Annotated in this window: 14 protein-coding genes and 2 pseudogenes; 8 read left to right on the top strand and 8 right to left on the bottom strand. The window is 56.5% G+C overall.

From position 1 onward, the window contains the following. Window positions 1-440: 440 nt before the first annotated feature. Window positions 441-542 (top strand): annotated as a pseudogene (locus LMTR3_RS37675) (phosphoenolpyruvate synthase regulatory protein); the annotation flags it as partial. Between the two features lie 880 nt (window positions 543-1,422). Here the strand turns inward: LMTR3_RS37675 and LMTR3_RS16540 are convergent. Next, on the bottom strand, window positions 1,423-2,196 hold the full coding sequence (locus tag LMTR3_RS16540; protein ID WP_176721923.1) for an FkbM family methyltransferase: 774 nt from the start codon (window positions 2,194-2,196) through the stop codon (window positions 1,423-1,425). Window positions 2,197-2,322: 126 nt separating this feature from the next. Here LMTR3_RS16540 and LMTR3_RS16535 point away from each other — a divergent pair, with 126 nt between their 5' ends. Next, window positions 2,323-3,165 carry an FkbM family methyltransferase gene (locus tag LMTR3_RS16535; RefSeq protein WP_065746143.1) on the top strand — a complete coding sequence of 281 codons (843 nt, stop codon included), beginning with the start codon at window positions 2,323-2,325 and terminating at the stop codon, window positions 3,163-3,165. A 14-nt stretch (window positions 3,166-3,179) separates the two neighbouring features. Here LMTR3_RS16535 and LMTR3_RS16530 read toward each other — a convergent pair whose 3' ends face one another. Genes LMTR3_RS16530 through LMTR3_RS16520 form a run of 3 tightly spaced genes read right to left on the bottom strand, consistent with a single transcriptional unit; the run spans window position 3,180 to window position 6,748 of the window. Continuing rightward, window positions 3,180-4,748 carry a hypothetical protein gene (locus LMTR3_RS16530; RefSeq protein ID WP_141686652.1) on the bottom strand — a complete coding sequence of 523 codons (1,569 nt, stop codon included), beginning with the start codon at window positions 4,746-4,748 and terminating at the stop codon, window positions 3,180-3,182. A 7-nt stretch (window positions 4,749-4,755) separates the two neighbouring features. Continuing rightward, entirely contained in the window at window positions 4,756-5,775 is a 1,020-nt protein-coding gene (locus LMTR3_RS16525; protein ID WP_245319910.1) for a class I SAM-dependent methyltransferase, read from the bottom strand. Next, window positions 5,732-6,748 carry a fatty acid desaturase family protein gene (locus LMTR3_RS16520; RefSeq protein ID WP_245319909.1) on the bottom strand — a complete coding sequence of 339 codons (1,017 nt, stop codon included), beginning with the start codon at window positions 6,746-6,748 and terminating at the stop codon, window positions 5,732-5,734. The genes LMTR3_RS16525 and LMTR3_RS16520 overlap by 44 nt, the downstream gene beginning before the upstream one ends. Window positions 6,749-6,841: 93 nt before the next feature. Between LMTR3_RS16520 and LMTR3_RS16515 the strand changes: the two genes are divergently transcribed. Further along, window positions 6,842-8,311 (top strand): glycosyltransferase, encoded by a 1,470-nt coding sequence (locus tag LMTR3_RS16515; RefSeq protein ID WP_065746140.1) that lies wholly within the window; start codon window positions 6,842-6,844, stop codon window positions 8,309-8,311. 7 nt (window positions 8,312-8,318) lie between these two features. After that, a complete protein-coding gene (locus LMTR3_RS16510; RefSeq protein WP_065746139.1) occupies window positions 8,319-9,068 on the top strand; it encodes a class I SAM-dependent methyltransferase in 750 nt (249 codons plus the stop codon). 178 nt (window positions 9,069-9,246) lie between these two features. Here the strand turns inward: LMTR3_RS16510 and LMTR3_RS39810 are convergent, their stop codons facing one another. Beyond that, window positions 9,247-12,453 carry a M10 family metallopeptidase C-terminal domain-containing protein gene (locus tag LMTR3_RS39810; protein WP_065746138.1) on the bottom strand — a complete coding sequence of 1,069 codons (3,207 nt, stop codon included), beginning with the start codon at window positions 12,451-12,453 and terminating at the stop codon, window positions 9,247-9,249. Between the two features lie 349 nt (window positions 12,454-12,802). Between LMTR3_RS39810 and LMTR3_RS16500 the strand changes: the two genes are divergently transcribed. Both LMTR3_RS16500 and LMTR3_RS36505 read left to right on the top strand, forming a co-directional pair. Continuing rightward, entirely contained in the window at window positions 12,803-13,996 is a 1,194-nt protein-coding gene (locus LMTR3_RS16500) for a CaiB/BaiF CoA transferase family protein (protein WP_065746137.1), read from the top strand. Window positions 13,997-14,189: 193 nt separating this feature from the next. Beyond that, window positions 14,190-14,426 (top strand): annotated as a pseudogene (locus tag LMTR3_RS36505) (IS110 family transposase); the annotation flags it as partial. Between the two features lie 108 nt (window positions 14,427-14,534). Here the strand turns inward: LMTR3_RS36505 and LMTR3_RS38570 are convergent. Beyond that, window positions 14,535-15,404, bottom strand: coding sequence for a hypothetical protein (locus LMTR3_RS38570; protein ID WP_176721922.1), 870 nt, complete (start codon window positions 15,402-15,404; stop codon window positions 14,535-14,537). A gap of 10 nt (window positions 15,405-15,414) precedes the next feature. Then, on the bottom strand, window positions 15,415-16,782 hold the full coding sequence (locus LMTR3_RS16490; RefSeq protein ID WP_065746135.1) for an MBOAT family O-acyltransferase: 1,368 nt from the start codon (window positions 16,780-16,782) through the stop codon (window positions 15,415-15,417). Between the two features lie 207 nt (window positions 16,783-16,989). Between LMTR3_RS16490 and LMTR3_RS16485 the strand changes: the two genes are divergently transcribed. Further along, a complete protein-coding gene (locus LMTR3_RS16485) occupies window positions 16,990-17,466 on the top strand; it encodes a type II 3-dehydroquinate dehydratase (RefSeq protein WP_065746134.1) in 477 nt (158 codons plus the stop codon). Between the two features lie 11 nt (window positions 17,467-17,477). Beyond that, window positions 17,478-18,137 carry a hypothetical protein gene (locus tag LMTR3_RS16480; protein WP_065746133.1) on the top strand — a complete coding sequence of 220 codons (660 nt, stop codon included), beginning with the start codon at window positions 17,478-17,480 and terminating at the stop codon, window positions 18,135-18,137. 2,199 nt (window positions 18,138-20,336) lie between these two features. Here LMTR3_RS16480 and LMTR3_RS16475 read toward each other — a convergent pair. Continuing rightward, on the bottom strand, window positions 20,337-21,145 hold an 809-nt coding region (locus LMTR3_RS16475), incomplete at its 5' end, for a polysaccharide biosynthesis protein (RefSeq protein WP_141686651.1).

The following is a 21,145-nucleotide window of genomic DNA, read 5'->3' as shown; positions in this document are numbered from 1 at the left end:
AAGCCATCCGCTTCAGATTTAGCTTCCGCCAAAAATTCGCTACCAACGCTATCTGAGGCTTGCTCGGACTGATCCGCGATGCCTTTCCTTGGGAACGGAAAGACATGTCACTAGTCGATCGCGGATAAGGTATAGCGTGGCATGACACCCTTCGTCGACCAAATCAATTTGGCACGGCCCAGAGATTCTCCACCCCATCAGCAGATACTTTCGTTGTTCAGATCGCGATCTGCACTCTCCTGTTCAACAGCCGCTTGTCACCACATTTTCTGCGAATGGGCTGGTGACGGAGTGCCAATCCTCGAATGCTGAAGCGTCCGGTTTGTATGCTACCAATGTCGTTTTATGCCTTAGCGGCTGTCAGGATCTTCTGGTCAGATGCGCCGTAGCTTGGGCTTTAGGGCATTGCCTTTGATCCACGACTCGACGATTTGCTCTGGGTGACAGCGATCGAATATATCTATCCGCTGGTGCGCAGTCAGAAGCAGCTCGACCGCGTGCTCGATGATTTCGAGAAGGCGCCGGGCATCGTGCTCTTTACTTGCCGACCACCAATTGAAACGGCTGAGTGAGAGCCTGCATATCCAGTTTCAGGTTTTAGTAGCCCCTTCATGGGTCAATAATCTGAGCCTCGGTCCATAGCAGATAAGCAATCGAAAGTAAGGCCGAACAAAAAAACCCAAGATGGGCAAGGCTGGACTGCCATCTCCCAAATGACCACGGTAGCGCGTAGCTCCAACATGCGAAAAATGCGCCAGACAAAATCAAAACATTGATCATCCCCTGCCCCGGCTGACTCTACCACAGAGTGCAGTCGGATATCACTGAAATCATAGATTTGCAAGTCATGGCGGCATTGCGTGTGCCCCTAAGACCGCTCGTTCCATGTTCGACAAACGGAGCAAGAGTTTCGGACGTGTGAGAATTGCCTCTTTGGGTATCGCGCGAAGCAATCCTTACCTTCGGGCTGTCTTAGCGGTGCTGGCGGGTGAAGCGTAAAATAGTTACGATTTTACGTTGTTTTTATATCGCCGCTCAACCTCGGCGCCTTAAGCGGATATTCAGCAGCAACCTGAAGTTCCTCTGATCACACTAAAACGTCCCCACGGCTGCTGTATTCACGAAGCTGAGGGCAAGAATGGACAGCGCCACAAGGTTCGTACCGATGAGTAGGATGTTTGTAAAAACTGGATCGTAGGGAACGGCGCCGCCATGGGTCTAAAGCGCAAAAGGAATCCTGCGAAAATGGCAGCAGCCCCGAGATCTCAGCGCTCGCGAGTACGGTCACGAACATGGACCCGCGAGCGTAGAGCAGCTAGCCGCGACGCGAATAAGGCCCCGTCGCGCTACGGCAACGCGATCAGTGACAAGGGCGCTGACAAGCAATGCTGGCAGGTTGAGCAGCGCAAGGAAACCTCGATACTACTCACATTGGTGCTCGCACAGGAAAAGGATATCGACATATCCAACTTGAGCAACCTTAGCGTGAATTTCGATTGGGTTCGCTTTCCTGTGGGCCCCTGCCCGAATCAGCCAATAGGCCTGATAACCGTGTTCGAGCAGGTAATCTAGAACTGCCGATACGGAAGTCCCAAACTTGGACAAGCCCACTTCGTGAAGCTCAATGAAAAGAGCCGGCGCGGCGTTCTTAAGAATGTTGGTCGCTCCCTGCAGCACCAACATCTCTGCGCCCTGAACATCGATTTTGACGAGCGCCGGCCTCAGATGCCGTGCGTCCTGGACTAGTTCGTCCAGCGTCACGGCATTCACAGCTAACCCGGTGCCGTCACGGGAAAGCTTGTGATCTGCGGGGTGACGCGGATTAATCTCGAGAAACATTTCACCTTGCACGTCGGCGGCAACGGCCTTCAGGCAATCAACCCGGCCCAAAAGAGCCTCTCGCCTCAGGGCAGAAATCAAGTGATCGTAATTTCGATCCTCCGGTTCGATCGATATGACCTTCCCATCGCTTCCTACCCATTTTGCAAAACGGAGCGAAAAAAAGCCGACGTTTGCTCCCACATCGATGACCAAAGATCCGCTTGGAACAAATTCCTTGAGGCTATCGATTGGACCGGCCTCCAGATACTGCTTGTAGATAGTATAAAGCGCAAGAAAGATCCGGTCAGCGAAGGGTAGTCGATGAATTCCGAACTTCGTAATTAGTCCATATGACGCCACAGCAGTATTTCTCATGAGGCTCCGAAGCATCAAAGTCTACTCCCATATTCTCAATCTTCCCAACCGCCTGCGGATACCCGAATTTACAGCGAATGCGCTATCGATTAGGAGTACTCTTCGTTCACTTGTCTGGACTTCGCCATGAAAACGACCCACAAGATTGCTGCTGCCCGTGTAATCTATCACGTCATACATGCGGGACGGATGCTTTTTGGCCGAACCGACCAAGACATTGTTAGCCGGGGTGGCGTTACCTACGATCTGGATCTTTCCCAGGGTATCGATTTCGCAATCTTTCTCGGCAATTTCTATGAGCGTCAGACAAAGGCCGCGTTGCGTAAACTGGTTTCTCCCGGCACTCTAGTGCTCGATATCGGAGCTAACATTGGAGCGCACACCCTCCACCTAGCCCAACTTGTTGGAGCAGACGGCCGCGTGATGGCTTTCGAACCGACCGAATTTGCTTTCAGAAAGCTCAGTCGCAACTTGGACCTGAATCCGTTGCTGGCGAGTCGCATAGAAGCCCACCATTGCTTTCTCACCGCCGACGATGAAGCGAATGTTCCGGAGGCCATCTATTCGAGCTGGCCTCTCGCTCGGCAAGCTGGGCTGCATGCGAAGCATCTTGGCCGTGAAATGCAGACTCAAGCGGCGCGAGCACGTAGCCTCGATAGTATCCTGAGCGAGAGGGCTGATCGCAAAGTACAGCTGGTAAAGCTTGATGTCGATGGGTTCGAATGCGACGTACTTCGCGGCGCAACTTCAATGCTCCGCAACATGCGACCGACCTTTGTGATGGAGCTAGCTCCCTACGTGCTGGAAGAGCGCAACACATCATTGGATGAACTACTTTCGTTCTTCGTTCCCAACGGATACGCGTTTTATGATGAGCGCACTCAAAGGCCGCTTCCATCATCGGCAAGGGAGCTGGAGAGAATGATAACGAATGGCGCGGGCATCAATGCGATTGCCATCGCACCCTGAAACCAAGGTACCAGCTAAGAGGCATTCGCCGACGGATTCTTCAAAGCCCGAAGAAGTCCGCGAAGCCTCCACCAGCCGTTCGCCAAAAATTCATCCGCCACCTTTACGAAACCGACGACGACTATTGGAATCAACGGGTGGGCATGCCGATTATCGCCAAAGATGTGGGCATAAAATGCCGCGACATAGATGACAGCAAAAGGAACGGCCAAAGCCAGAAGACCAATCCGTTGTCCACGCCGGAAACAAAGCAACAAGCCAAGCCAGCTCACGATGATCAGCGGATCGCTAACGAGAAGCGTAAGACGCAGAGGATCGCGGAGTGACTTTAGCGAGTCGGTCACATAAGGACGAATTCTCGAAACATAGAAATTATCCGCTACGTCGCTGAAGATATGCGACGCCCTCGTCATTTCCGAGAACCTGTCGAATACCTCCGTATAGCTCCCGCCGTCCACGCCGGAATTCCAATGGAAATAATGTCGAATGTGGTTGAACATCGCCGAGCCGGTTAGCTCACGCGTAAGTTGACGGTTTGGTTGGCAGCACATGGGTGCAATCTGAAACCCGATCGAAGCAAGCGGAAGTTGGAGTTGCCGCTCCATGACCCACATAGAAGACGTCCGGACACGCCAAGCAGCGGATGCGATTTTTTGCTTGGCCTGATCGGGGGAAAGGCCCGCTCCAATCAGGTCATCAAAAATGCGCTTCGCGTCGTCATAGTTGATTGGTTTATCTCCAATCAGCCGCGTGCGGATCTCAGCGCTTAGAACGACATCGTCCAGCGCGTGCGCCGTATCTTGGTCGAGGTCCCATGCGACGTATGATGTATGTGTGAGAAGCAGAGCACTCGTATTTGGCAGGAAAAAGCCTAGTCCCAGTGCGGCTCGGTAAAGCGGAAAGGCCAGTATTCCAGCGGCCAAAGCCAGCGCCGTGACCGCATAGAGAGGAAGGCGCCAAGGCTTCCCTCGCCAGTACACGATTAATGCGGCTAGGAGACCTCCGACGACTCCCAGATAGGGCCGGAATTGCGCGGCAAGGATCGACAGCAGCAGCAGCACGAGCAAGGAACGACGCAGGGAGAGGCGCCCGTCTAGCGAGCGGACGGCCACTCCAAGCGACACCAGCAAGATTGATGCGGAAACGGATTCCGTCATCGCAGCATTGTGAAACGAGGCAAAGTAGGGATGAAGGCCACAGAGGATCACAACTATCAATTGCGCTGGCCGGCTGAGCTTGTTCTTGAAAGCCAGAATGAAATAAGTAATGGCTGAAGCGCTGAATGCCCCCTGCAAAATGGCCAACGCTGGCCACAGCCGTTCCTGAAAGATTGACTCCAACGTGCGGATCAGAAGCGGCAATCCAGGAGTGAAGTGCTGATACAGGAAACCAAACTGTGAACTGTACAATTGGCTAAGTTGGTCAACATCGAACAGAGCCATCCCGAGCTGAAAATAAGCGATCGAATCGATCCAATATTTCGCGCCGGTAACCAACATTGAATAAGCATGGGCGGCGCTCGAAAAAAGCAGCAGAATAAAGCACCAAACGCGCTCGCTCCTGTTGAAGAAAGTGCGCAACATCGTGGGGTCAGTCCGACACCGGCTTACGTGCAACCGTCTGCTGATTGGAGCTTTTCAAGCCAATTCCGATCGCAGCCATATCCAGCAGCGTGAAGCCAGCAAGAGCCGCGATGTTTTGAAGATCAAACAGTCGCGCGGTCCAAGTCTTCGGACCGTAACGTTCTTGCAGTGCGGCTTGCAGGGAGTAGCACCAGATCACTGGAGCCGGTAAACTTTTCTGATGCACAATTTCAAAGCCCGTTTCTCCAAGCAGCTTCGCGAGCCGTTCGAAGTTGTAGAGGTTGAGATGGCGCGGAACGTAATATCCACCCCAAGTACCCTTCGGGAACAAATGTCGATCGTAACCGTCGGTATCAGGCGTTTCGATGGCAATAACGCCGCCCGGCCTTAAAGTGGTAGCGAGCTTGGCGAGTCCTATCCTTGGCTCCCAGAGATGCTCGACCAGTTGATACATCAGTATCCGATCGAAGAAATTCTCAGGCAGGGCTGCGTCCTCAAGTGTGCCCTCCACAAGATGAATGCCAACGGCCTCCAATTCTTCCCGGGTGGTTGCCGGAAAATGCCAATCCAGGCCATAGAGCTCGAGGTCCGGCCGAACGGTCGCCAGGGCCCGCAATAATTCGCCGTTGCCGCATCCGACATCCAATATCCGCATGCCTTTCGCAAGCACGCCAGCGACCGCCTTGAAGCGCCTGAAGTTCACCTTGTTCTTGATGACCGCCAACAGGTTGTATCCGCCGCGAAATTTGGAGGAGAATGTTCCGTAATTGCTTGGGTACATCACTGGCAGCGAACTGATTGTCGGCTGCGGGTTCAGGTATATGTGCTCGCAACGCTCGCAGGTGACGAGCGAAAGATATACGTCGCTTGCTTGATAGATGTAGTCACGTCCGCGCGCGATCTCGCGCGAAATATCGGACCCGCAACAGGAACATGTTGTCGGTCGGGTTTCGAGAGTGCGGTCGGAGCCTTGCCTCACGGGGTTAGAGTCGCATTGCATCTTCAATTGCACCCGAGAAATCGTCATGCTTCTTGTTTCGCGCTAGCTGCAGGAATTTCAGAAAACCGCTGCTTTGCAGCGAACTAGGGAACTGACGGTAGAAACCTTTCGCGACGAGGTGGAGATGCAGTTTTCCAAGATTATGTCGAGGTACGGTTGGAAAAAGGTGATGCTCGACGTGATAGTTGAAGTTCGCCTGATACAGCATCCACTTCTCAAACCAGCCGGGCACCGTGGTGCGCACAACGGGTCGCATTGCCGCCTCTACAGCGTCGCGAAATAGGGGGAAATCTTCGGGCTGATGCTCAGCGACCGAACGCACGATGTTAAGGGCGACCGCGACCGCAACGATCGGATACACCCAAAGCACCGGATAAAGGTACCAGCGACCGGAGAGTACGCATAGCGAAATCAGGGTTAAATTGAATACCACCGTTATCAATGGACCGACCCATCGCGGCGAAATCGGCGGCGCAGACTCCGAGCGCCTGCCGATGTACTTGGTCCTTGCCAACCAAAGACCTGTCAACCCAATGAGTGTCCGGCCCATGGCCGCCATCAGCGCCCGTCCGCCCCGTACGTCGATGTGGTAGGGATAGCCGTCCTGGTCGAGGTCCGTCCCGAGATGCGCGTGGTGTGACGAATGACGCTCGCGATAGGCGGCCACGGTAATCCCGATCGGCCCTGCAAAAAAAACATCACTCCAGATGTCGTTGACACGACGATCATCAAATAGGGAAAAGTGAGAAGCTTCGTGCACCCAAAGCAGCATGGCTTGCGCGAGCGCGCACGAGACAAGAAAAGGAATGAACACCAACCAAAGCGGCCCTAGAAGCGCTAAAGCCCAGGCCAAAATCAGTTGCAGCCAAATAGCGGCTGTGGCCACGAAGATCGCCGACGGCCGCTTCTCCTTCAAACCCGCAAGAAAATCTTTGTCAACCGCCAGGTGAGCAGCTCGCGCCATTTCTGAATATTTTGGGTCCACCTTCGCCTCCGGCATGTTAATAATCAACCGTCACATCGCTAACTTCACGCTGTACTGTCGAAACGCTTGCCGGGTCGACAAGATCTGGGTTCCGGTACCGAGGTTGTAATGATTTTAGAGAGAACCGTCCATTCCGTCCTTCCCTCGTTCAAGAATGCGCGCAAGCAGGAACTGCTTGAACACGTTGAGGCCCATATCGACGAGCAGGATCGTTGGCGCCGTATCAATCATGCGTATTACGACTCAGATCATAAATTTATGCAGTTTCTGATTCCCCCGGGAAAGCGAGTACTTGAGTTGGGCTGCGGTCGTGGGGACTTGCTCGCTGCCGTGCAGCCCTCTTTTGGCGTTGGCGTTGACTTCAGCAGTTCGATGGTCGCAAAAGCCAAAGCGATGCATCCGCATCTGCAATTTATTCTGGGTGACGCGGAAGAGCAGGCGACGCTGGCTTCGATCGAAGGTCCTTTCGATTACATCGTAATCGCCGATACAATCGGAATGTTCGAAAACATCGACGACACCCTAAGGATGGCGCATCACTTGAGCGCACCTTCTACGCGTATTATTATCTCTTACTACTCCCACCTATGGGAACCAATACTAAAGCTTGGCGAATTGCTGAGGCTGAAGAGCCGGCAGCCAAAGATTAACTACATCGCGACTGCCGATTTTTTGAACTTGATGGACCTGGCGGATTTTGAGGTGGTCAGGCAAGAGCAGCGGCAACTATTGCCGCGGCATCTTTTCGGATTGGGTCCATTCGTCAACCGCTTCATCGCCCCATTGCCTGGGATACGGCATCTGTGCCTGCGGACCTACATCATCGGTCGACCCGTGCGCCGGTTTCCTGACCGGAATTTTTCGGTAAGTATCATCATTCCCTGCCGCAATGAGACAGGCAATATCGAGAACGCCATTCTACGGATGCCGAAGTTTGGTGCACGGCAAGAGATACTGTTCGTCGAAGGCAATTCGAGTGATAATACGTTCGCGGAATGCGAAAGGGTTCGTGATGCCTATAAGGACACCTGGAACATCAAGGTGATGAAGCAGGACGGGAGGGGCAAGGGAGATGCCGTGCGAAAGGGCTTTGCAGCGGCGACCTGCGACGTCCTGATTATTTTGGATGCCGACCTGACGATGCCGCCAGAAGCGCTCCCAAAGTATCACGCGGTGATAGAGACCGGTAAGGCCGAGTTCGTCAACGGAACCCGCCTGATATACCCGATGGAGGAGGAGGCAATGCGTCCCCTCAACCTCATCGCCAACAGGTTCTTCGCGTATTTATTCAGTTATCTCGTCAGTACCCGGCTGACGGACACGCTGTGCGGCACCAAGGCGCTGATGCGAAAGGATTACGAGGTGCTGGCGAGAGAGCGCAACTATTTCGGCAATTTTGATCCGTTCGGTGACTTCGACTTGATCTTTGGTGCGGCGAAGCAGAACCTTAAAATAGTCGAAACGCCCGTCCATTATAAAGCACGCACCTTCGGTGAGACTCAGATCTCGCGTTTTCGAGACGGCTGGCTGCTTTTGAAAATGGTGTGGTTCGCGTATCGCAAGCTCAAAGCCGTCTGATTGTGTCATGACAGAAGATCTAGCCGGCTTGGACCAGCGTCAGATTGTTCATCGGGGCGCCTGGGAAAGGAAGCCCTCAGTCCGTTTGATTTACAGAGATTTCCACGAAAGACTGCTTCGAGCCTGTCCTGAAGGCCGCATTCTTGACATTGGTGGCGGAACCGCTCACGTCAAGAATTTCAGGCCTGACGTGGTTTCCACCGACATCCTTTCGTTTCCGGGTATCGACGTCGTTGCGGATGCACATCGGCTGCCGTTCCCGGATGATGTCTTTTCGGGTGTGGTGATGTTAGACGTGCTGCATCATCTGGAACGCCCCGTCGAATTCCTAAAGGAAGCCTCGCGCGTGCTGAAACCCGGCGGACGTCTCGCGATGATCGAACCGGCGATGACAACTCTGGCGCGCCCGTTCTATGAGCGTTTTCATGAGGAGCCGGTCGATATGACCACCGATCCTTTTGCTGACGTGACGATCAATCCCGATCGCGATCCGTTCGACGCTAATCAGGGTGTCCCGACGTTATTGTTTGCAACTGAAGCGGCTCGCACACGGGTCCAAGAAGCGGTTCCCTCGCTCGCGGTGAGGAGCGTAACGTGGCTAAGCCTGTTCGCTTATCCCTTGAGCGGAGGATTTCAGCCCTGGTCCCTCATGCCGGCATATTTAGTTCGCTCCATGCTGGCCTTCGAAGAACGCGTATCCGAGGTTGTAAGAAAACACATTGCATTTCGTATGATGATCGTATTGGAGCGACGCTAGCATTGATCAAACGGAAGCCGCGGCTGACATCCATATGCGACCGAAGCATCAGTTTCCGAGGCGACGTTCATAACTTTGCGACTGCCCTATCCAACGACGCCTTTGCCGGTCCAAGACCGATCGTTGTTGGAGCTGCCGTTCTTACAAGGTGCCGAGCGGCCCCGCCCCCTTCGCTGGCCTAGAGGAAGTGAAACGCGCTCAGGTTCGACAAAATTAAACTATTCTGATCGACGACGTTGATCGCAATATCATGCTCGCCGGATGTTTGCGCTCGCGGCCATTCCAAATGTCCATTTTGTATCTCGTGCAAGGGAGCTGTCAACTGCTCGTCGATAAGTGGCGCAAATCCATTCGGAATTGGATTCGCGTGTTCAATACGCGCCGCAGATCCCGCCTCGATGCCTGCGCGGAATGTGAATTGTTCTTTGCTGTCGATGGTGAGTGGAAGCGCCTGCGACGAAACACCTGTGATCAAGCCTATCCCGCCGTTTGCTGCGATCGCCTCTGAGAGAGGCCCAATCGTCCCATCGCCGTTGAGATCTTGATGAAACCTGACTTCCGTCGACGCCAAGAACGTGCTGGTTCCCGACAAAACTCCGGAATTGGAGATGTAGTTGCCGCTGTTATCTGTATACCATAACCCATACTGATCTGAGGCTTGGTCCTTCCAGGCGATTTCGTATCCAGTGGCCGTCTGCTCCGCACCGATCGGTTCGAAGGTGTCAAACTGACCGGCAACGACTGCCGAACCAGCATACTTGAGCGAAACCTGCGATCCCCCGATATCAAGATAGAAACTGTTTCCAACACGGACCAGGCCTGTCGCGCCTGAAGATTCGATTGTTGTTGCTGCGGAAGGCGGTATGCCTATCACGCCATCGCCATTTAGATCCTGATGGAAGCTGATTTCAATCGACTCCAAGGAAGCACTGGCTCCCACCATAACATCGCTATTTCCAAGGTAATTGCCGTTGCTGTCCGTGTACCAAATTCCGTATTGATCAGCACCTGTGACCTTCCAGGCAATTTCATAGCCGGTAGCGGACTGCTCTGCGCCGATTGGTACAAACGCGCCGAACTGGCCCGCCACTACTGCAGCGCCGGCATATTTTAGTGATGGACCTGAACTGCCATTATAAAGATAAAAATTGCTCTCAACCTGAGTCAGGGCGGTCGCCCCATTCGCTTCAATGACCGTGGGGATAGAGCCAACTACCCCATCGCCGTTGAGATCCTGGACGAAACTGGTCTCAAATGATTTAAGCGTAGCGCTGGTCCCGGAGAGAACTCCGCTGTTTGAGGTGTAGTTGCCGGCGCTATCTACATTCCAGATTCCATAGTTGTCGGTACCGCTGACCTTCCAGGCAATTTGGTATCCAGTAGCGGTCTGCTCCGCTCCGATCGGCACATATGCGCCAAACTGACCGGCAACCACGGCAGCACCTGCATATTTCAGCAGAGGCCCCGATCCGTTGTTGTAGAGATAGAATTGATTCCTGATCTGCGTGAGATCGGTCGATCCAAATGCTTCGATCACGATCGGAGGAGGCGCGCCGATCATCCCGTCCCCGTTTAGATCCTGATCGAAACTGCTCTCAAAGGGCGCTAGTTCGACTCCCGAGATAACTCCGCTATTCGAGATGTAGTTGCCGTTGCTATCCGTGTACCAAACCCCATACTGATTCGACCCCAGAACTCTCCAAGCAACCTCGTATCCGTTTGCCGTCTGCTCCACAGCAATAGGCACATAAGGATCGAACTGTCCTACAACGACCGCGGCGCCACCATATTTCAGCGTCGGGCCAGACGAGGTGCCCTTTGCGTAAAGAGAGAAATTGGCGCCGACTTGTGTCAGCGTGGTCATGCCCGACGCCTCGATGACGACCGGGACAACCGCAGCTCCGACTATGTCTGAACTGGTGAGCGTGATATTTCCCGTCAGATCAATCGCGAAATCAGCGGTTTTGTCGCCGTTGGTATCGCCCTGTAAGGTGGTGATGCCGAGCGCGCTATTGTAGAGGTAATTGAGCTGTCCGGCAGAACCGCTGAAGCCTGCAGTCGCAATAAAGATGAACTGATCAAGCGTTGCCGTGCCGCCTATCGCATCGATTCCGCTAAGGTCGATGCGATCGGTACCGGTACCAAAATCGATGATCTTGTCATGCTGGCCACTGCCAGCCGAGCTATCGCCAAAGGCAAACGCGAACGTGTCGCCGCCGCTACCGCCGGTCAGCGTGTCGACGCCCGAGCCACCGATCAGCCTGTCATTTCCCGTGCCCCCAATCAGCGTGTCATTGCCGCCGCCGCCCGACAGCGTGCAGCTCATATTGCTCGCGATCAGCCTGTCGTTGCCGCTGCCGCCGATGGCTTTCTCGATGACCGCGTTGAGCGCGATGCCGATATTGTTGACGAGACCACCCACCGACGAGAACGCGCCTGAGCGCAGGTCGATGGTTTGCGCAGCCGAATAGCCGGAGCAATCGAGCGTGTCGTTGCCGCCGCTGTCATAGATCGTCAGCGCCGGTGCCGAAGTGTAGTTGCCGAAATTGAAGACCGCACCCGCATTGCTGCTGAAGCCATAGACAGTATCGCCGATCCTGGTCGAGGTCGCCGCTCCGTAGATCGAAGCCATGGCGTAGATATCAGCCATCTGCGGCGTGACCACGTAGCGGTACGAGCTCCCGGAATAATTGTGCTCGCCGAAATACGACATGATCGAGTATTGCCAGGTGTCGTTGGCGTAGATCGCATTGGTCGAATACGACGCACTGCCGTTGTACGGCCCCTGGTGGCCAAGCCCGAGCGCATGCCCGATTTCGTGGATGTAGGTCTGGTAGGCGTAGCTATCGATGCCGGTCTTGCCGTCGTTGGCGCCGCCGTCGGTGGTGACCCAGTCTGTGCTGATGTTGATGATCTGGTAAGAGATCGCGCCGCTCCCGGACCACTGGCCACTGGTGTAGGCCTGCATCGTGCCGTTGTGGGTGAACGTGAGGTTCGCGGAGCCGGAGGTCTGGACGAAGCTGATGTTGGCAACGTCGGACCATGCCTGCAGCGCCGATAGCGCGAGGAATTGCTCCGCCGAATTCAGGCCGTTGATATTGAAGGTGATGGTGTTGGAAGCCCAGTGATGGGCGACGTTGTTGTTGTATTGCCAAAAGCCATTGACGAGGTAATCGGCGAGCGTCGCGATCGACGCGACCGGCTTCGCCGCATATACCTCGCCGCTGGACACGCTGGCGGCGTCTAGCGCCAGCGGGTAAGGCTCGCCGTCGTCGCCAAACTCTTTGTCGTGCGCCCCGTCATGCTGAAGCGCGCCCTCGCCCGCCCCGAACGCGAACGGCTGGAAGGCCCAGATCTCATCGGAAAGCAGATCTTTCTTCTTCATCGATCAGGCCTGTCAGCAGGTCGTTCGGTTGCGCGAGAATCGCAAAGGCACACGGAAGGCTAGAATCGCCTTCATTAACGCTTGTTTACCGGCGGGCTTTGTCGCGCCTGCCTGCTTTACGGTGCATTACGGCGAAAAGCAGAATTTCAGGCACCCATCCGTAGTCTTGCGGGGCCGGATTCCGGCTCTTCGCGCTAGCCGTCCCGCCGATCCAATAAAGGAACCTTGCTGCTCCCAACGATTGGCCTCGCCGGGCGCCGAACAAGCAGTTGGAAATCGGCACCAGATTTGTTTAAGTCGGATCGGGCTGGTCCCTCCCACGCGAAATCCAAAAAAACAAGGTTTCTCAATGCCTTTCCCACGCGCTTCGCAGGCCCTTTCCCGCTTCACCGTGCTCGATCTGACCCGCGTCCGGTCCGGGCCGACCTGCGTGCGGCAGTTGGCGGACTGGGGCGCCAACGTCATCAAGATCGACGCGCTCTTGGAGGATGGCGGCGGCGAGCAGCCGGGCGGCCCGCGCCATGGCTCGGATTTTCAGAATCTGCACCGCAACAAGCGGGCCATGACGCTGAACCTGAAGGACCCGAAGGGCCTCGAAGTGTTCAAGCGCCTCGCCGCCAAGGCCGACGTGGTGGTCGAAAATTTCCGGCCCGACGTGAAGGCAAAACTCGGCATCGATTATGAGAGCCTGCGCCAGGTCAACCCACGCCTCGTCTATGGCAGCATCTCCGGCTTCGGCCAGGATGGCCCGTACCACAAGCGGCCGGGCTTCGATCAGATCGCGCAAGGCATGGGCGGGCTGATGTCAGTCACCGGCGCGCCGGGCCAGGGTCCGATGCGGGTCGGCATTCCCGTCGCCGACCTCACTGCCGGGCTGTTCTGCGCCCTCGGTATCCTCACGGCGCTGCTTGAGCGCGACGTTTCCGGCGAGGGTCAGTGGGTGCAAACCTCGCTGTTGCAGGCGCAGATCTTCATGCTGGATTTCCAGGCCTCGCGCTGGCTGATGGAAAAGGAAGTCGCCAAGCAGGCCGGCAACAACCATCCGACCTCGATTCCGACCGGCGTCTTCAAGACCTCCGACGGCTATATCAACATCGCGACCACGGGCGGGCGGATCTGGGAACGCTGCACGCAAGCGATCGGCGCCCCCGAACTGACCACCAACCCCGATTACGCCACCACGCCCGCGCGCTCCAAGAACCGCGATGCGCTGAACGAAGCGATCGGCAAGCTCACCGAAAAGAAGTCAACGGAAGCCTGGGTCAAGGAATTGAACGAAGCCGGCGTGCCCTGTGGCCCGATCTACTCGATCGACCAGATGTTCGACGACGCCCAGGTCAAGCACCTCGGCATCGCGCAACACGTGCCGAACGACGAGAACCGCCACATCCAGCTCGTCGGCCAGCCTGTGACACTGTCGCGCACGCCAAGCAGGATGGCCGCGCGCCCGCCGGAATTCGGCGAGCAGACGGAAGAGGTGCTGGCCGAGTTTGGTTTTGCGAAAGACGAGATCGCGGAACTGCGGCGGCGCAAGGTTGTTTGAGCCCACCTGCCGTCATTCTGTAGATGGGGTAACGGGCCCCTGGTCCCATCTTCCAAGCGAGCCGCGCTTGCTACGGCGCTTTGGAAGGCGCGCTTCGCGCGTCTCGCTTGGAAGGTGGGCGGTCGTCCCTCACATGGATGGTGTGACGGAGTCAGGGGATAAGCCTCGCTCCAAGCATCGAGGAGAGACGACCATGAACTACCATGCCGGAATCGACGTGTCATTGGAATGCTCAAGCGTGTGTGTTGTTGACGCAAACGGCAAGATTTTGCGCGAGGCCAAGGTGGCGAGCGACCGGGAGGCGCTGATTGCCTGATTCGGTTCGTCCGGCTTTGCGCTTGAACGGATCGGACTGGAAGCCGGACCGCTGTCGCAGTGGCTGTTTGCGGCGATGAAGGCGGCCGGCCTTGCCGTCGAGTTAAGACCGACTGCCGACTTTCTCGCCATCATGGGGCCAGTTCTCCAACGATCTCGGGATCGACTAAGCGCCTCACTTAACGCCGCTGGATTGAGGCGTGAACCTCGACATTATTTTTACTCAGTGCTTTGCCGTCATTGCGTCACGCATAGCATGGGCCACGATCAGGGCAGAACGTTCGTCGAGGTGTGCATGGTCTCGGAAACGGAGTTGGTCGGCAGGATAACTAAATTGCAACCAGCGCGAAGCATCGCTGAAATGCTGGTGAGCCACGGCTCTCGTGGTTTTGGCGACATCGGTGTCCGCCATGCCTGGCGCTAGAGGCAATTCGAAAAAGTAAACCCTACTGCCTCTGACTTCAATTTTCTGGACGATGTGAACTATGGCGTCCATGGTCTCCGAAATAACAGCGTCATGATTGTGCCCGCTCCATGCTACCCTCCCCCGCTGGATGTATATCCTGTTATCGTATTCAGCTGGCGGCTGATTCAGGATGGTTTCGTCAACAGGCTGTCGCACTCCGACTTTGTCCGCGGGCCGACCGAGGTAGGCAACGATTGCGCGGATCGGCGCGATGACTTGGAAATGCGCACCTGAGTTGTATGAAAACTTTCTGATGAAGTCATTGTCGGCGCGCCACGTCATGACATTGAGCTCGACGAAGATATTATCGGGAAGTTTCGGATAGCTGGCGATGATCTCAAGCGCAGTCAGGACCGACCTGCCTGGGATAGCGAGGTTGCGAACCGAAACCGGCAGAAAGAATGGCTCTTTCAGATGGTAGGTCAGGGACGTTCCCAAAAGAACGGACTGCGGTGTCGGTTCACGCCGATACGCTATCCAAGCCGGTCCCGCCTCGCCATCATTGTCCGCGGGCTGGATTTCAGGCGGCCCCCCAAAAAACGAGGTAGCGAATGCGCACGATACTAACGCGAAAAATGCCGTCAACGTAGCCTTTGCTAACCACGCCATCTGATATTTTCGGTTCACCAGCCGTCTCCTAGAACTGAAAATAGATGAAGGCGGCATCGGGGCCGGCTTCGACATACATTAGGGCGACCATCAACCCGTAGAGATAAGGTTCCGCATTTGCCGTAAGTCGGGCAAGCAAAGCCTTCGGCACCAGGTGCTGAACGATCACTGGCCCGGTGTAGAGCGCGGCTAGCGCGTAGGACAGATGCACCGTCCGTGGCGAGTTGTTATGGGTGAACATGCCGGACAGATAGGCCGTCGCTTGCTCGAAATTCGGTAGCTTAAAAAAAATCCAGAGGATCGAGACGCAGAGGAAGACAAAAGTAACGCGCACGGCGCGCAGAGTGGTTGAGTTCGCCGCGTTCAGCGTTCCGGCAAACGGGCGCTCGATCACGAGGAGGCCTCCATGCAAGAGACCCCACGTCAAATAGCTCAATCCCGCGCCATGCCAAAGGCCGCCAAGCCCCATGACAATCATGAGGTTCAAGTACGTTCTGAGTTCTCCGCAGCGATTGCCGCCAAGCGGGATGTAAAGGTAGGTGCGCAGCCAGCTTGAAAGTGAGATGTGCCAGCGCGTCCAGAATTCCGAGAAGGATGCGGAGATGTAAGGAAGGTTGAAATTCTCTGGCAGGCGATAACCGAACAGACGGCCAAGCCCGACCGCTATTGATGAATAGCCGAAAAAGTCCGCGTAGATCTGGCTGCTATAGAGGATTAGAAGTAGCCACTTGTCGTGCCATTGCACCGTTTCGTAAAATGGAAAATCCATGTAGGTGGTCATGGTGTTGAGGTTGTTTGCCACATAGACCTTGAAAAAATAGCCCGTGATTGTCCATTTCGCGGCCTCGACGAACTCCACGTCGACAAGAAACTTAGGCTTGATCTGCGGCATAAAATTCGCGGCCTGCATGATGGGGCCGGACACAAGTTGCGGGAAAAAGATGATGTAGAGGAAGACGCTGGTCAGGTTGGGAGGTGGCTTCTCGGCTCGCCGAGTTAAATCGACAAGCAGACTGATGTTGTGAAACACAAAAAAGGAAATGCCGATCGGCAATGGCAGGCGCAACAGAAAGTCGATGGCAGGGATGTTGGAAAGCGTGGCAGCGGTCGGAGTTACAAACAAAAGTTTGTATTTGAAGAATGCCAGCAGGGTGAGATTGAAGGCGATGCCTATCGGAAGCCAGATCGTGCGCCGCCTCAAGGCCAATGTTAGAAACAGGTGCGTGCCCAGCACCGCGATCGCCAGCATCGGCAATAGCTCGAGCTGGCCATATCCGTAGAAGAACAGGCTGGCCAGCACCAACAGGTGAACCTGAAACGTTCTCAAGACCGGCAAATAGTACAGGCCGAAGACAACGGTAACGAAGATGCCGAACTGCCACGAAGTAAAAGTCATGCCGCCCCTGATTGCGAACGGCCCGTTCTATCACCGCAACCCAATCGCGAACAAGGCCGGCCGCTCACTTAACGCTGCGCGCCGGGCGGTATTGTCTCGATGGCGCTGTTTCCGTCTGTTGTTACCGTGCCGGCAAAATGGTTCGACGGCTGACATGTTGCCGCGATCCGCTACACTGCCCCGTCATTTTCCCGTGAAAGGCATTCCATGCGCATCATGATCCTCAATGGCCCGAACCTGAACATGCTCGGCATCCGCGAGCCGCATATCTACGGCTCGACCACGCTCGATGCCATCAAGTCCTCCTGCGAGGAATTCGCCGCCTTTACCGGCACGCAACTGGCGTTTCACCAGTCCAACCACGAGGGCGAGCTGGTCGACCTGATCCAGTCCGCCCGAACCTCCGCGGACGCCCTGATCATCAATCCCGCCGCCTATTCCTTCACTTCGATTGCGATGTTCGACGCCATGAAGATCTTCGAGGGTTTGATCTACGAGGTGCATATTTCCAACATCCACGCTCGCGACGAGTTGCACCGGCACTCCAAACTCTCTGCCGCGGTGAAGGGTGTCATCGCAGGCCTCGGCCCCTATGGCTATATCGTCGCCATGCAGGCTGCTCTGCAGGCCGCGGGCGAACTGCCTGCGTCGCTGCCGGCGTCGGTGCGCGTTGGCCCAAAATGACGGAGCCTGACATGCAGGGAGCCGGCTATCTCGCCATCTGGAGCGATCTCACGCCGCAGGATGAAACCGACTGGGCACACTGGATCACACGCGAACACGCCGCCGAACGCGTCGGCATCGACGGATTTCTGGCCTGCCGCATCTTCCGCGCGCTAGGCATCGCGGTGAACCGCTACTTCATCCTCTACGAACTCGAGGACGAGCGTGTCGTCGGCGGGGCGGATTATCTGGCACGGTTAAACGCGCCGACGCCGTGGTCGCAGCGCATCATGCCCCGGCTCGGCAATTTCGCCCGCGGCGGCGGCCGCATCGCCGCCTCGGCCGGCACCGGTCAAGGCGGCATCATCGCTCCCTTGCGCCTCGACGCCGCGCCATCCTGGGACGCCGCCACACTTGTCGCCGAACTCGCCCGCCTCGACCGGATCATCGCTGCGCGGGTCCTGCTCACCGACCTCGTGCACACCTCGATCAAGACCCGCGAGAAGGGCATGCGCGCCAACGACGGCTCCTTCGCTGCCCTGTTGCTGATCGAGGGACTGGACGAAGCCGCCGTCCGCGACGCGCTCCACCATTTGCGCAAGACGCTCCCAATCGAGGACCACGGCGTCATCGACAGCCTGCCGCTCTACCGGCTCGCCTTCAGCCTGCTGAAACGACCCCTGCCAGGCTGAGGAACCTCGTTGAGCATTGTTTTCCGGTCCTGCAACGTGAATGGCCCCAAATGGGTGCAACAGTCTTTCGTCAAAAATCGAATTTCGTAAGTGATCTCAAGCTGATCAAGAGGCGCGCTTCGCGATAGTCACTGACGTTGGTGCGACATGCGAGGAGGCGGTGGCGCCGGCACGCAGTTTCCGCGGGCGAACGATGCCAACACGGACTGCGGAGTCTTGTAGTCCTGACGCCCGATGCTGACATCGAGCTTATGGAAGCGCATCGATCCAATTGGAGCGAACGCGATAAACCGGCGCCGCCCTGGGACAACGCACCAAGGATATTGTGGATGAAGCCGTTGAAGTTGACGGCATCAATGGCACCACGTGCGCTTCCGCTGTTTGCCAGACCGGATAAGCCAGAGGCCGCCAAATGAGGCGGCCTTGCCTGTCCGTCAGCAACATCATGCGCCGTGCCATCCCGGCCGAGCTTCACCACGCGTTCGTTGCCCGCCGGAAGCGCTGCACGAACATGAAGCAGTCTCGAGGCAGTGCGCAAAGCAACAGCGGGTGATCAATAAGATTCCTGGGGCCTAACAAAAAAACCCCGTAGATTGTGATGGTGAAACTATTCTAGTATTCGACGCTAACGGTGGGGGACGGCGTGCGAGCACTAGCATCTGTCTTGTGTCTGAGCCTTTCTAGCTGTTCTTACGCTATCGATATTCTGCCGGATGCCGGCGACCCGCCGGCTATTTTCGCCGTTGTAAGCGACATCAAAGCGGTCGCCCTCGAAGCCAAGCTTGCGAATCCGCTCGAGGTCGCTGGGCCTATTCGTGCCCATCCGATTTCGTCGGAACCCTGGATCATATGCCTCCGAAGCCAGTTGCCTGATACGGCGTCAAATCGAACCTATGCGCTCTTCTTCAAAGACCGAAAGTTTGTGTCGTCTCGGATGACAGCACTTGTCGACGAGTGCGAGTCTCTTCTTTGCCCTTCAAGACTCGTCTGAGCCCGCAGCTGCTTCAGGTGGCTCGGACCGCAAGTCCGAACGTCTTCTGAGGTCTTCGCATCGTCATCCTCCTGGCATCAGGCCAAACTGAAAACCGAGCGCGGCGGTGGCTCCGACGCTAGACCGCCGCGGCAAGCATCTCCAACCCAACGCACATTTCCCGCCCCCGCGCGGGTTCCCTTCTTTAGTTGTTTGGACAATAGCCCTTTTGCCCAAGGGCGGCCGTCAGATGATTTCGCTCGCGTTCCAGATGGCCGCGGTTCCGCTTTATTCCGTTATGATAGTAGCGTCTGAGGGGAACTGCCGGGGCACAGCAGGTCCGTATTGACCGGGAGCGTCCTGTCTCAAATACCCGGAACGGTGCCATGGAGAGGACCTTACTGCTGACAGTCTGTGCCGTGCTTGTCGCTTTTGGCATTTTCACGATCGCCGTTTCGTCCGGCTTCTTCATGCAATTACTCGGGGCTATCGTAATGGCCTTGGGTGGCTCGGCGGCCTATTTGATCCTGGCTCATCGAAGTCCAGAGGGCCTCGCAAAATGAGAGGCCACCGATGAGGCGGCCTTTTACTAGATGCGTGATCGCCTCGGAACGTCAAAATTCTAGCTTGCACGGGACCACCGGCGAGCGGAGCCGCCGAAGGCCAAACCGAAGTGTGGAGTTACAACTCCGGTGACGGGACGGTCGTGACCAGCGGCACCGTTTCCGCTGGAAGCTTGGACGTCGTCGAGCCGATTCTGCAAAATCAACTTGGTCTTCGCTGGTGGGCCGTGTCTGCGATCAACTATCACGGCCGGCGAGCAATGCGCTTACGCGGTCGACGCGTGCGTCAAACCGCGCTAGCCGATCGTACTCAGGCTGCCAAGACGGGAAAGGTAGGCCATGCCGCAACTTAGCACGGCACACTTTGCAGTGATCATTTCGGCGATCGCTTTGGTAGTTTCCGGCGGCAGCCTTTACATCTCCAAACGCTCTCTTGAGTGCAGCGAAGGGACGAACGCGAACTGAGGGACAAGAGCCTGCAATTGATGTGCGGGTGCTCCCAGCCGGAGTGTCGACCGCCTCCATAATAATTTCGATGCTCAATCGCGCTGACGTCGGCCGAGGCTAGCAACCGGTGGATAATGCTGATTGACGACGATGACTTTTCTGGACTTCTGCATCATGGCTTTCGAAGCGGCCTGCATGGCCGGCGGACACCGAAAAAGATCAGGCGGCGTGCGGTCCGAATTCCGGCACGGCATCCTTGAGCACCGCGCGGATGGTGGAACGGTCATCCCGCGCAATCGCCTCCTTGAGCGCTGCGAGCCATTTGCGCAACGTCTGCATCGGCGGCTCGTTCGGCTTCGCCGCCATGATGCCGGCGACCCCGATCTCCATCATCGGCTCCGCGCTGGCGAACAGGATCTCGTTCAGCCGCTCGCCTGGCCGCATGCCGGTGAACACTACCTCGATGTCGACGCCCGGTTCGAGGCCGGATAGGCGGATCATCCGCTCGGCCATCTCTACGATCTTGACCGGCTGTCCCATGTTGAGGACGTAGACGGAGACATCGGGCCGCGCCGGCGTCAGCGCGTGGGTCACCGCCGTCAGCACGAGATCGCAGGCTTCGCGGATCGTCATGAAGTAGCGGACCATGTCCGGGTGCGTCACCGTGACCGGACCGCCGGCCTCGATCTGCGCCTTGAATTTCGGCACCACCGATCCGTTCGAGGCCAGCACGTTGCCGAACCGCACCGAGATCAGCCGCATGTGCGGCTTGCCCTCCGATCGCGTCATCAGGTCATGGTCGAGCGCCTGGCAATACATTTCGGCAAAGCGCTTGGTCAGTCCCAGCATCGAGACCGGCTCGATCGCCTTGTCGGTCGAGATCATCACCATGGCTTCGGCACCCGCCGCCTGCGCGGCGTCGGCGACGTTGACCGAACCGAAGATGTTGGTCTTGACGCCCTCGCTCCAATCGCGCTCGAGGATCGGCACGTGCTTCAGCGCTGCGGCATGGAACACGATATCGGGCT

The organism is Bradyrhizobium sp. LMTR 3 (assembly GCF_001693485.1).
Taxonomy (GTDB): domain Bacteria; phylum Pseudomonadota; class Alphaproteobacteria; order Rhizobiales; family Xanthobacteraceae; genus Bradyrhizobium.
Note: the sequence above shows the minus strand (reverse complement) of the source record. Positions and strands in the feature narration are given on the sequence as shown.